The 12,326-nt window shown below is 66.9% G+C and carries 11 protein-coding genes; 6 read left to right on the forward strand and 5 right to left on the reverse strand.

From position 1 onward, the window contains the following. Window positions 1-33 precede the first annotated feature (33 nt). Window positions 34-1,032, forward strand: a complete 999-nt coding sequence (locus ACVCMB_RS15420; RefSeq protein ID WP_447105601.1) for a LysR substrate-binding domain-containing protein — start codon at window positions 34-36, stop codon at window positions 1,030-1,032. A 338-nt stretch (window positions 1,033-1,370) separates the two neighbouring features. Here ACVCMB_RS15420 and gap read toward each other — a convergent pair whose 3' ends face one another. Further along, window positions 1,371-2,372: a type I glyceraldehyde-3-phosphate dehydrogenase gene (gap, locus tag ACVCMB_RS15425; protein WP_447105602.1), complete on the reverse strand. Its 1,002-nt coding sequence runs from the start codon at window positions 2,370-2,372 to the stop codon at window positions 1,371-1,373. Between the two features lie 172 nt (window positions 2,373-2,544). Between gap and ACVCMB_RS15430 the strand changes: the two genes are divergently transcribed. The 4 genes from ACVCMB_RS15430 to ACVCMB_RS15445 all read left to right on the forward strand — a co-directional run bounded on the left by ACVCMB_RS15430 (window position 2,545) and on the right by ACVCMB_RS15445 (window position 6,588). Continuing rightward, window positions 2,545-3,375: a S1/P1 nuclease gene (locus ACVCMB_RS15430; RefSeq protein ID WP_447105603.1), complete on the forward strand. Its 831-nt coding sequence runs from the start codon at window positions 2,545-2,547 to the stop codon at window positions 3,373-3,375. Between the two features lie 45 nt (window positions 3,376-3,420). Further along, the gene (pyk, locus tag ACVCMB_RS15435) at window positions 3,421-4,893 is read left to right on the forward strand and encodes a pyruvate kinase (protein WP_447105604.1); all 1,473 of its coding nucleotides are present in this window, start codon (window positions 3,421-3,423) and stop codon (window positions 4,891-4,893) included. Window positions 4,894-4,987: 94 nt separating this feature from the next. Then, complete coding sequence (locus ACVCMB_RS15440) at window positions 4,988-5,428, forward strand: energy transducer TonB (protein WP_447105605.1); 441 nt, start codon at window positions 4,988-4,990, stop codon at window positions 5,426-5,428. Between the two features lie 155 nt (window positions 5,429-5,583). Beyond that, complete coding sequence (locus ACVCMB_RS15445) at window positions 5,584-6,588, forward strand: class I fructose-bisphosphate aldolase (protein ID WP_447097189.1); 1,005 nt, start codon at window positions 5,584-5,586, stop codon at window positions 6,586-6,588. A 99-nt stretch (window positions 6,589-6,687) separates the two neighbouring features. Here ACVCMB_RS15445 and ACVCMB_RS15450 read toward each other — a convergent pair whose 3' ends face one another. Together ACVCMB_RS15450 and ACVCMB_RS15455 are read right to left on the reverse strand one after the other, a co-directional pair. After that, window positions 6,688-7,266 (reverse strand): outer membrane protein, encoded by a 579-nt coding sequence (locus ACVCMB_RS15450; RefSeq protein ID WP_447105606.1) that lies wholly within the window; start codon window positions 7,264-7,266, stop codon window positions 6,688-6,690. A gap of 181 nt (window positions 7,267-7,447) precedes the next feature. Continuing rightward, window positions 7,448-8,047: an outer membrane protein gene (locus ACVCMB_RS15455; protein ID WP_395116464.1), complete on the reverse strand. Its 600-nt coding sequence runs from the start codon at window positions 8,045-8,047 to the stop codon at window positions 7,448-7,450. Window positions 8,048-8,302: 255 nt separating this feature from the next. Between ACVCMB_RS15455 and tkt the strand changes: the two genes are divergently transcribed. Beyond that, on the forward strand, window positions 8,303-10,312 hold the full coding sequence (gene tkt, locus ACVCMB_RS15460) for a transketolase (RefSeq protein ID WP_447105607.1): 2,010 nt from the start codon (window positions 8,303-8,305) through the stop codon (window positions 10,310-10,312). Window positions 10,313-10,427: 115 nt separating this feature from the next. Here tkt and ACVCMB_RS15465 read toward each other — a convergent pair whose 3' ends face one another. After that, complete coding sequence (locus tag ACVCMB_RS15465) at window positions 10,428-11,063, reverse strand: HAD hydrolase-like protein (protein WP_447105608.1); 636 nt, start codon at window positions 11,061-11,063, stop codon at window positions 10,428-10,430. Further along, complete coding sequence (locus ACVCMB_RS15470; protein ID WP_447105609.1) at window positions 11,063-12,247, reverse strand: phosphoglycerate kinase; 1,185 nt, start codon at window positions 12,245-12,247, stop codon at window positions 11,063-11,065. Before ACVCMB_RS15470 ends, ACVCMB_RS15465 begins: the two co-directional genes overlap by 1 nt. Window positions 12,248-12,326: the final 79 nt, after the last annotated feature.

Raw genomic sequence — 12,326 nt, forward strand, 5'->3', positions numbered from 1 at the left:
ACATTGTCTGTATGAATTTGATAACCTTGCCTTATGGAAATCGTTTCGCATCACCTGACCCTGCGGCAACTCCAGTACGCGGTTGCCGTCGCCGATTCGCTCAGCTTCCGCAAGGCCGCCGAGGGCTGTTTCGTCTCGCAGCCGGCGCTGAGTGCGCAGCTCGCGCAAATGGAGCAGGCACTGGGCGTACGGCTGTTCGAACGCGATCGGCGGCGCGTCATCCTCACCGGCCCCGGGCGGGAAATCATCGAACGCGCCCGGCTCATCCTGCGTGAAACCGGTGACCTCGAGGTGCTCGCGCAGCGCTCTGCCGATCCGCTTTCAGGCACCTTGCGCATCGGGGTCATCCCGACCGTTTCGCCGTACCTGCTGCCGCGCCTGAACACCGCGCTGCGCAAGACCTACCGGCGCCTGACCCTGCTCTGGACCGAAGAGAAGACCGCGCTGCTGGTGCAGCGCCTCGAAGAGGGTTCGCTCGATGCCGCGCTGCTGGCGCTCGAAGCCGAGATCGGCGACGTCGAATACGAGACCATCGGCACGGATCCGTTTGTGCTGGCGACGCCTGTGGGCCACCTGCTTGGGGCGAAGAAGGGTCTCGCCAAACCCTCGGAGTTGAAGAACGAGTGCGTGCTCCTGCTCGATGACGGGCACTGCTTCCGCCAGCAATCGCTCGCGTTCTGCTCGAGTGCGCAAGCCCGCGAACTCGCGTTCCGGGCCACGAGCCTTTCGACACTGGCGCAGATGGTCGCGACGGGCACAGGCGTGACGCTGCTGCCCGAGCTTGCCGTCGCCACCGAGGCGAAACACGCCGCGCTCTCGATCCGGCGCTTTGTCGCGCCCGCGCCCAAACGGACCATCGGGCTCATCTGGCGCAAGCGCTCGCCGCTGGCCCCGGCGCTTCGGGAGATCGCGGCCACGGCGCGTGAGGCGTACGACCAAGCGGCGGTGCCGAGCACGGGCAAGAGGCGCTTGCGCAAACGGGAAACGTCGCGTCGAGCCAGTTCAACTTCCGCTGCGCAACGCGCCGAATGACGTGAGGACACCATGTGATCTGGTCTGGTTTCCGCAGCATCCGCTTCGTGCGGATGGTGCCCTATACGCACTTGTATGGTATGCCGGCCATTCGCTGTGAAGGTCACGTGGCTAGACAGCGAATTCCTCGTTGCCCGCAACGAGCCCCGGTTGGCACAGATTTCGTCGTCCGGTCTGGGAGGCTGTCGAAGCAAAGGTAGACTCAGGCCAGTTAGCTACACAGCCATGAATTCAAATGCCACCGTCGAACGCATTCCAACCTACAGTCAAATCCGGATGCCCGCGGAAAACCCGTGTCGGGCAGCCGGCACGGGTTCTCTGCGATGTGACGTGAGGCTTTACGCGGCGACCACGCGCACCATCTCCAGGCACTTGTTCGAGTAGCCCCACTCGTTGTCGTACCAGCTGACCAGCTTGACGAAGCTGTCGTCCAGCGCGATGCCGGCATCGGCGTCGAAGATCGAGGTGCGCGCGTCGCCGCGGAAGTCGGTGGCCACCACCTTGTCCTCCGTGTAGCCCAGGATGCCCCTGAGGGCGCCTTCGCTCTGCGCCTTCATCTCGGCCTTGATTTCCTCGTAGGTCGCAGGCTTCTCCAGCTCCACGGTGAGGTCGACCACCGACACGTCGGAGGTCGGCACGCGGAAGCTCATGCCGGTGAGTTTCTTGTTGAGCTCGGGGATCACCACGCCGACCGCCTTGGCCGCGCCGGTGGAGGACGGGATGATGTTCTCCAGGATGCCGCGGCCGCCGCGCCAGTCCTTGTTGCTGGGGCCGTCCACGGTTTTCTGGGTGGCGGTGGCGGCGTGCACCGTGGTCATCAGGCCGCGCTTGATGCCCCACTTGTCGTTGAGCACCTTGGCCACCGGCGCCAGGCAGTTGGTGGTGCAGCTGGCGTTGGAGATGATCGCTTCGCCCTTGTAGGTCTTGTCGTTGACGCCGTAGACGAACATCGGCGTGGCGTCCTTCGACGGCGCGGACAGGATCACCTTCTTCGCGCCGGCGTCGATGTGTTTCTGCGCCGATTCCTTGGTCAGGAACAGGCCGGTGGATTCGATCACCACTTCGGCGTTCACCTCGTTCCACTTCAGGTTGGCCGGGTCGCGCTCCTGGGTCAGGCGGATGCGCTTGCCGTTGACCACCAGATGGTTGCCGTCGACCTTCACGTCGCCATCGAAGCGGCCGTGCACGGAGTCGTGCTTCAGCATGTAGGCCAGGTAATCGGGCTCCAGCAGGTCGTTGATCGCCACGATCTCGATGTCGTTGCCGAAGTTCTCCACGGCGGCGCGCAGCACGTTGCGACCGATGCGGCCGAAGCCGTTGATGCCGACCTTGATGGTCATGAGGGAACGTCCTCCTGAAGGATGCCGCGAGCGCGGCGGAAAGAACGCCGATTTTACCGCCATTTCCGGGTGCCTGCCTGCCCCGCGGGCCGTGGTGCGCGCCGGCGGCGGCAAAAAGCCGCAGTGCTCTGTGGCAGACTGCGGCGATCCCTCCCTTGCCGGAATGACTCGCATGAGCTTCGCCCGTCGCGCCACCACCGCCGTGCTCGCCTGCCTGCTGGTTACGCCGGCGCTGGCGTGGGGGCCGCTCGGCCACAGCGTGGTCGCCGAGCTGGCGCAGCGGCACTTGAGCCCCGCTGCGGAAGCCGAGGTCCAGCGCCTGCTGGCGCCGGAGCATACCGATTCGCTGGGCGACGTCGCCAACTGGGCCGACCAGATGCAGGACGATCCGGCCATGGCGAATCTGTGGAAGCAGACACGCAGCCAGCACTACATCAATTTCCGCGGTGGCCCCTCGTGCGACTACGTGCCGCCGCGCGATTGCCGCGACGGTCGCTGCGTGGTGGCGGCGCTGCAGTACTACGTGGGTGTGCTGGGCGACCGCAGCAAGCCGGACGCCGTGCGCCGCCGGGCGCTGAAGTTCGTGGTGCATTTCGTCGGCGACGTCCACCAGCCCTTGCATGCCGGCTATCGCGAGGACAAGGGCGGCAACACCTATCAGGTGCAGTTCGACGGCAAGGGCAGCAACCTACACCGGGTGTGGGACTCCGGCATGCTCTACACCCGTGGCCTGGACTGGCAGCAGTACGCGCAGCGCCTGGATTCGGCGGTGCCGGTGCCGTTGCCAGCGCCGAGTGCGCCGCTGGACAACCCCTACGCGCAGTGGGCGCAGGAGTCGTGCCGGATCACCGCCGAGGCCGGCTTCTACCCCGCCGGCCACAAGATCACCCCGGGCTACGTGTCCACCTGGCTGCCTGTGGCCGACCGCCGCCTGCGCGAAGCCGGCCGTCGCCTCGCGCAAGTGCTCAACCTGGCGCTCGGCGCCGGTTCCGCTGCGCGTTGAGCGTGGACCGGCGGCGCGGCGTGACGATTCTGCTAGGCTCAGCTGATGCTCATTTCCAAAATCCGCCGCACCAAGATCGTCGCCACCCTCGGCCCGGCCACTGACGCACCGGGCGCGCTGCGCAAGCTCATCGACGAAGGCGTCGACGTCGTGCGCCTCAACCTCTCGCACGGCGCGCCCGATGATCACCGCGCCCGCGCGCGGGCGGTGCGCGAAGCGGCCGAGGCTGCGGGCCGCGAGGTCGGCGTGCTGGCCGATCTGCAGGGGCCGAAGATTCGCATCGAGACCTTCGCCGACGGCCCGGTGCAGTTGGTCGAAGGCGCCGACTTCGTGCTCGATTGCCGCCCCGGCGTGCCGCCCGGCGACGCCACCCGCGTGGGCGTGAGCTATTACGGTTTGCCCGATGACGTGAGCGCCGGTGACGTGCTGTTGCTGGACGACGGCCTGGTGGGGCTCACCGTGCGCGAGGTGGTCGGCAGCGAAGTGCGCTGCGAGGTGCTGGTGGCCGGCAAGCTGTCCAACCGCAAGGGGCTCAACCGGCAGGGCGGCGGGCTTTCCGTCGACGCGCTGTCGGACAAGGACAAGGCGGACATCCAGCTGGCCGCCGAGATCGGCGCGGATTTCCTCGCCGTGTCCTTCGTGCGTTCGGCCGACGACATGCACCAGGCCCGCCGCCTGCTCAAGCTGGCCGGCGGGCGTGCCGCGCTGGTGGCCAAGATCGAGCGCGCCGACGCCATTCCGGTACTGGGCGAGATCATCGACGCCTCCGACGTGGTGATGGTGGCGCGCGGCGACCTGGGCGTGGAGATCGGCGATGCCGAGCTGCCCGGCCTGCAGAAGAAGATCATCCGCGAGGCAGTGCAGCGCAATCGCGCGGTGATCACCGCCACCCAGATGCTGCAGTCGATGGTGCGCTCGCCGATCCCGACCCGCGCCGAAGTGCTCGACGTGGCCAATGCCGTGATCGACGGCACCGATGCGGTGATGCTGTCGGAGGAAACCGCCGCCGGCGCGCATCCGGACAAGGCGGTGGCCGCGATGACGCGGATCTGCCTCGGCGCCGAGCGCCAGTTCGAGCCCAAGGACGACCTCTCCGCCGGCGGCCACCGGCTCGACCGCACCGACCAGGCGATCGCGCTGGCCGCGATGATGCTGGCCGGCCAGCTCGGCGTGCGGGCGATCGTGGCATTGACCGAATCCGGCGCCACCGCGCAATGGCTGTCGCGCTACCGCAGCGCGGTGCCGATCTACGGCATGTCGCCGTCGGCCTCCGCACGGCGGCGCATGCAGCTGCTGCGCGACGTGCAGCCGGTGGAGTTCAGCCACGGCGAGAAGCAGAGCATGGCCGCTTCCACCCGCGCCGCGGTGCGCCTGCTGTTCGAACAGGACAGGCTGGTCCAGGGTGACAGCGTGGTGATCACCTACGGCGACCGCGTCGGCCACGTCGGCGGCACCAACACGCTGAAGCTGCTCGCAGTCGGCCCCGACGGCACCATCGACAGCCTGCGCGACCTGTGAAGCCTGAACCGGCCGCGTCGCCGCGACATCGTTGACGCTGGCGCGGCATGCAGGCAGCTACACTGTGGCCATCGACACGTTGCCGGAGCCTGCCATGAACACCCCGTTTTCCTCCGTGTGCCGCGGCGTGCTGTTCGCGCTCGCCCTGGGCGTCGCAGCGCCGGTGCTGGCGCAGACGGTCAAGATCGACCAGCAGGACTTGTACCGCTACTGGATCCTGCTCAACACCCAGGTGCAGATGGATGCGCCCAACAGCGGCCTCAACCTGGACAAGCCCGGTTGCGTGGCGGTGACCTACACCATCGGTTCCGATGGCGTGCCGATGGACGTGCAGGTGGCCAAGGTGGAGCCGAAGAGCGACCTCGGCCCGATGGCGCGCAGCGCAGTGGCCAATTTCCGCTACGGCCCGTCGCTGAACAACAACATCCACCAGCCCGTGGCCACGTATTACATCGTGGTGTTCAACGGTCCCAAGGACCCGGCCGCGCGCGCCCAGCTGATGGCCCCGTGCAAGCTGCCCGGCTACCCGGCCTGAGCTGAGCCGGCAGTGCCTGCGGGGTGCGGCGTCGTTTCGGCCCGTCGTGGCCCCGATCTGGCCTATAATCGGCGTTTTTCACCATGCCGCTTCGTTCTCGAGGCGGCGCCCACCATGGGTGGCCGGGCATCGCCCCCACCATCGCGGAGTCACCAATGAGCATTGAAGATCTCGAAAGCGTCGCCCTGGCGATGGTTGCGCCCGGCAAGGGCATCATCGCGATCGACGAGTCGACCAACACCATCCGCAAGCGCTTCGAGGCCGTCGGCATCGAGAACACCGAAGAGAACCGGCGCGCCTACCGCGAGTTGCTGCTGACCACGCCGGGCCTGTCCGAGCACATCTCCGGCGCGATCCTGTTCGACGAGACGATCCGCCAGTCCACCAAGGACGGCGTGCCGTTCACCCAGGTGATGAAGAAGAACGGCATCATCCCCGGCATCAAGGTCGACAAGGGCCCGCAGCCGCTGGCCGGTTTCCCCGGCGACGTGGTCACCGAAGGCCTCGACGGCCTGCGCGAACGCCTGCAGGAATACGCGAAGCTGGGCGCCCAGTTCGCCAAGTGGCGCGCGGTGATCAACATCTCCGAGGAAAACCCCAGCTCCACCGCGATCGAGGCGAACTGCCACGTGCTGGCTCGTTACGCCGCGCTGTGCCAGGAGGCCGGCCTGGTGCCGATGGTCGAGCCCGAAGTGATCATGGACGGCGACCACACCATCGAAGTCAGCTACGAAGTGCACGAAGCCGTGCTGCGCAGCCTGTTCAATGCGCTGTACGAGCAGAACGTGATGCTGGAAGGCACCATCCTGAAGGTCAGCATGGTCATCCCCGGCAAGGATTGCGAGGAGCAGGCCGAGGTCGGTGAAGTAGCCGAGGCCACCGTGCGCGTGCTCAAGTCCACCGTGCCGGCAGCGCTGCCGGGCATCGTGTTCCTTTCCGGTGGCCAGAGCGACCAGCAGTCCACCGCACACCTCAACGCGATGAACCAGATCGGCCCGCACCCGTGGCCGCTGTCGTTCTCCTACGGCCGCGCGATGCAGCAGGCCGCGCTGCAGTTGTGGTCGAAGGACCTGAAGGGCAACGTCGCCGACGCGCAGAAGATCGTTCATGCCCGCGCCAGGGACAATGGCCTGGCGGCGCTGGGGCAGTGGAACGGCTGATTGCCCGGCCCGGGATTCGGGATTCCGGATTCGGGATTCGGAAAAGTGTAAAGAAATGGGCGCCGCGAGGCGCCCATTTCTGTTTCGAGTGGCGGGGCTTCAGAAGCGGTACTCGGCGCTCACCGTGTAGATGCGGTTGCCGATGTCCAGGCCCTGCTTGGAGATGCTGTAGTAATCGAAGTTGGCGCCGATGCTCCAGCTCTTGTTGATGTCGTAGCCGGTGCCGACGCCGGCATACCAGCCCAGCGACTGCCTGCTGGCCTTCTCGTTGAACGAGTTGGCCGGATCGCTGGACTGCGCCGTGCCGTGCAACTTCCACACGAAGGCGCCGCCGCGCGCGGAGATGTACCAGGCGTCGGTCGGGTTGAAGTGACCGTTGATGCCTGCGGTCCAGCCGTCACCCGAGAGCTTGGCGTAGGTGGTGCCATCGCGGCTGCTGATGCTGCCGAGGTCGGTGTAGCCCGCCTCGAAGCCGATGAACTGGGTGCGGTAGCCGGCATTGAGAATGACGGCCGTGCCGTGTTCGCTGCCGAGGTCGTAGTTGTCGAACGTGGCATGGTAGCTCACGCGACCGGCGCCGAGGTTGACGAAACCGCCGGTGAGATCCTTTGCCTGCACGCTGGCCGTGGCCAACGTCGCACCGGCCAGAGCGGCCAGCGTCAAGAGTGAGTTTTTCATTTGAAGTCCCCTGTTGTGGTGTTTCCCGATCTTTCCTGTCGCAGTCCTGCGCGTCGGGACGCAAGGCGCCAACCACGTATTTTATATGTGGCGCAGTTCGCATAAAGAAAGAGAGCGCCCTCAGGCGCCCTCTTCTTGTAGGTGAACATCCCGACGCGATGTCGGAATGGACCTCTGCAGATCAGAAGCGGTATTCCGCGCTGGCCGAGACCATGTCCGTGCTGAGGTTCACGTGGTCCTTGCTGGCGTCGAAGTAGTCGTAGTTCACGCCCACGCTGAGCTGCGGGGTGATGTTGTAGCCGATGCCTGCGCCGGCGTACCAGCTGTTGTCGTCCAGGCTCTTGCGGATCGGGTTCACGTCGTTGTTCATGCCGTGACCGGTCCAGCTGTACAGGCCCGCGCGACCGCTGAGGTACCAGTTCGGGGTCATGTCCAGCCGGGCGTTGGCGCCCACCGTCCAGCCGTGCAGCTGCGACTTGTTGTCGGCGATCACCGGGTCGCTGTTGAAGATGTTCTTGGCGTGGATGTTGCCCAGGTCGTTGTAGCCCACCTCGGCGCCCAGCGCGAAGTTCGGCGCCAGCGACCAACGGTAGCCGCCGTTCAAGGCATAGCCGGTGTCGTGGCCGTCGTACGGCCCATGGTTGATCGCGGTGCGGCCGATGTTGCCGTTGACGAACCAGCCGGCGTTGTCGGCGGGCGCGTTCTGCGCGAAGGCGGCGGGGACGGCCACCAGGCCGGCAGAGACGAGAGCGAGGGCGAGCAGTGTTTTCTTGGTTTTCATGGATGAGGCTCCAATGGTCAGGACAGTTGGCCCCGGATGGGGAGGGCCGTTTGTCGAATGCGCCCCGCCCAAGACGGGCGGCGACACGAAGACTTAGATGGGTGGTGCCCCGAAAGATTCAATACTCATTAGTTCAGTATTAAGCGCAGATTAAGCCGGCCGAATGCGGGCCGTGCCCCGGGCCGTGTCCGGCGCGCGACACCGCGCGACCGGATCGGCGACAATGGGCGCTTTTGCACCCTCCGGAGACGCCCGATGACCACCCGCCGCGAACTCGCCAACGCCGTGCGAGCCCTTGCCATGGACGCCGTGGAAGCGGCCAAGTCCGGTCATCCGGGCATGCCGATGGGCATGGCCGACCTCGCCGAGGTGCTGTGGAACGACTTCCTGCAGTTCAATCCGGCCAACCCGAAGTGGCCCAACCGCGACCGCTTCGTGCTGTCCAACGGCCACGGCTCGATGCTGCAGTACGCGCTGCTGCACCTGACCGGTTTCGACCTGCCGATGGACCAGCTCAAGCGCTTCCGCCAGCTGCATTCGAAGACCGCCGGCCACCCGGAAGCCAGCGAAACGCCGGGAGTGGAGACCACCACCGGTCCGCTCGGCCAGGGCCTGGCGAATGCGGTCGGCTTCGCGCTGGCCGAGAAGGTACTGGCGGCGCATTTCAACCGTCCGGGCCACGATGTGGTCGATCACCACACCTACGTCTTCCTCGGCGACGGCTGCCTGATGGAAGGCATCTCGCACGAAGTCGCCTCGCTGGCCGGCACCTGGGGCTTGGGCAAGCTGGTGGCGATCTACGACGACAACGGCATCTCGATCGACGGTGAAGTCCATGGCTGGTTCACCGACGACACCCCGGCGCGCTTCGAGGCGTACGGCTGGAACGTGATCCGCGGCGTGGACGGGCACGATGCCGAGGCGATCAAACAGGCGATCGCCAAGGCCACCACGCAGCACGACAAGCCCACCCTGATCTGCGCGAAAACCGTCATCGGCTTCGGTGCGCCGCACAAGCAGGGCAAGGAGGAAAGCCACGGCGCGCCGCTGGGCAAGGACGAGATCGCCGCCGCGCGCGAGCAGCTGGGCTGGAAGTACGCACCGTTCGAGATCCCGGCCGAGATCTATGCCGGTTGGGATCACAAGGCCAAGGGCGCCGCCGCCGAACAGGCCTGGAACGATGTGTTCGCCAAGTACGCCGCCGCGCATCCGGAACTGGCCGCCGAGTTCAAGCGCCGCATGCGCGGCGAACTGCCGGCCGACTGGGCCGCGAAGTCGCAGGCGTTCATCGACAAGCTGCAGGCCGACGGTCCCGAAGTGGCCTCGCGCAAGGCTTCGCAGATGAGCATCGAGGCGTTTGCGCCGTTGCTGCCGGAGCTGATCGGCGGCTCGGCCGACCTGGCCGGCTCCAACCTGACCAAGTGGAAGGGCAGCCTCGACGCCGGCAACGGCGACAGCGCCGGCGGCAAGGGCAACTACGTCTACTACGGCGTGCGCGAGTTCGGCATGACCGCGATCGCGAATGGTCTGGCCCTGCACGGCGGCTTCATCCCGTACGACGCGACCTTCCTGGTGTTCTCCGACTATGCGCGCAACGCGGTGCGCATGAGCGCGCTGATCCCGGCGCACGCGATCCACGTCTATACGCACGACTCGATCGGCCTGGGCGAGGACGGTCCGACCCACCAGCCGGTCGAGCACATGGCCAGCCTGCGCTACATCCCGAACAACCAGTTGTGGCGTCCGTGCGACGCGGTGGAATCGGCCGCGTCGTGGAAGGCGGCGATCGAGCGCAGGGGCGCGCCGTCCTGCCTGATCTTCTCGCGGCAGAACCTCAGGCACCAGCAGCGCAGCGCGCAGCAGGTCGCCGACATCCTGCGCGGCGGCTACGTGCTGTCCGATCCGCTGGACACGAAGTTCCAGGCGATCCTGATCGCCACCGGTTCGGAAGTGGAACTGGCGATGGAAGCCTCGCGCGCGCTGGCGCAACAGGGCGTGGCCGTGCGCGTGGTGTCGATGCCGTGCACCGAGGTGTTCGACGCGCAGCCGCTGGAATACCGCGAAGGCGTGCTGCCGCTCTGGTGCCGCGCGCGCGTGGCGGTGGAAGCGGCCACCGCCGACTTCTGGCGCAAGTACGTGGGCCTGGACGGCGAAGTGGTCGGCATGACCACGTTCGGCGCCTCCGCTCCTGCGCCGCAGCTGTTCGAGCACTTCGGCTTCACCGTGGCGCATGTGATCGATGCGGTGAAGCGCGTTATCCACTGAAACGCGTGTTGTTGTAGGAGCCCGCTCGCGGGCGATGCTTTTGCTCTGGATCTCTCAACCACTAGAGCAAAACATCGCCAGCGAGCGGGCTCCTACGCGATGCGCGGGCCGAGTATCAGTCGAGCAGTCCGGCCAGTTCGTCCGGCGTTGCCGCAATGGCGTGGGCGCCGGCCTGTTCCAGTTCCGCGCGGCTGCCGAAACCCCAGAGCACACCGAAGCCACGCACGCGGTTGGCGACGGCGCCGTCGATGTCGAAGTGGCGGTCGCCAATCATCACCGTGTCGGCAGGATCGGCACCGAAGTCCGCCAGTGCCTCGGCGATCATCGTGGCCTTCTCGCTGTGCGCGCTGTCCGGGTGCGGGCCGTACAGGCGCAGGAACGCGTCGCCGAACGGCAGGTGGGCGAGGATCGGCGCGGCGTGGCGGTGCGGCTTGCTGGTGACCACGGCGAGCTGGTGGCCGGCGCCGCGCAGCCGCTCGATCAGCAGCTCGATGCCCGGATAGATCTCGTGCTCGCGCCAGCCGAGCGTGTTGAAGCGCTCGTGGTAGTACGCCACCGCCGCCTCGATCCGTTCGGCGTCGTGATCCAGCAGCGGCGCGAAGCTGTGCCGCAGCGGCGGGCCGATCCAGCGGCGCAGTTCCGCATGTGCCGGCGCCGGCACGTCCAGCCGCGCCAGCGCATGCTTCACGCAGGCGGTGATGCCGTGCTCGGAATCGATCAGGGTGCCGTCGAGGTCGAACAGGCAGAGCATTACTTCGCGGCTCGCGCCTTCAGTGCGGTGACCGCCGGCAGTTCCTTGCCTTCGAGGAATTCCAGGAACGCGCCGCCGCCGGTGGAGATGTAGGAGACCTGGTCGGCGATGCCGTACTTGTCGACCGCGGCCAGCGTGTCGCCGCCGCCGGCGATCGAGAACGCGTTCGACGCCGCGATCGCGCGCGCCAGCGTTTCGGTGCCCTTGCCGAACGCGTCGAACTCGAACACGCCGACCGGGCCGTTCCACACCACCGTGCCGGCCTTGGCGATCAGGGCGGCGTAGAGTTCGGCGGTCTGCGGGCCGATGTCGAGGATCATCTCGTCCGCACCGACCTGGTCGACCGGCTTGATCGTGGCCGGGGCCTGCGCGGAGAACGCCGGCGCCACCACCACGTCGATCGGCATCGGCACTTCGGCGCCGCGTCGTTTGGCGTCGGCCAGCACCTTCTTCGCCGCGTCGAGCAGATCCATTTCCACCAGCGAGTTGCCGACCGAGTGTCCCATCGCGGCGATGAAGGTGTTGGCGATGCCGCCGCCGACGATGAGCTGGTCGACCTTGCCGATCAGGTTGTCCAGCAGGGTCAGCTTGGTCGACACCTTGGAGCCGGCCACGATCGCCAGCAGCGGATGCGCCGGGTGCTCCAGCGCCTTGCCCAGCGCATCCAGCTCGGCGCACAGCAACGGGCCGGCGGCGGCGACCGGGGCGTACCTGATCACGCCGTGGGTCGAGGCTTGTGCGCGATGCGCGGTGCCGAACGCGTCCATCACGAAGATGTCGCACAGCGCGGCATATTTCTTCGCCAGCGTGTCGTCGTCCTTGCCCTCGCCGACGTTCATGCGGCAGTTTTCCAGCAGCACCACCTCGCCGGCGGCCACCTCGACACCGTTGACCAGGTAGTCGGCCACCAGCCGCACCGGCTGGTCGAGTTTGCTGCTCAGCCACAGCGCCACCGGCGCCAGCGAGGATTCGGCGTCGAACTGGCCTTCCTTGGGCCGGCCCAGGTGCGACATCGCCATCACCTTCGCGCCGGCGTCGCGGGCGGCCAGGATCGTCGGGAGGGCGGCGTCGAGGCGCTGGGTCGAGGTGATCCGGCCCTGTTCGTCGATCGGCACGTTGAGATCTTCGCGGATCAGCACGCGCTGGTTGCGCAGGTCGAGGTCGCTCATGCGGATGACGGACACGGCACAACTCCGTTGGATGGTGGGGGCTAGCCAGAATCGGCTGCAACCGCCTATTGTCCGGTGGCCGCGGCAGTGATGC

The sequence above is a fragment of the Rhodanobacter sp. UC4443_H10 genome, from assembly GCF_052978325.1.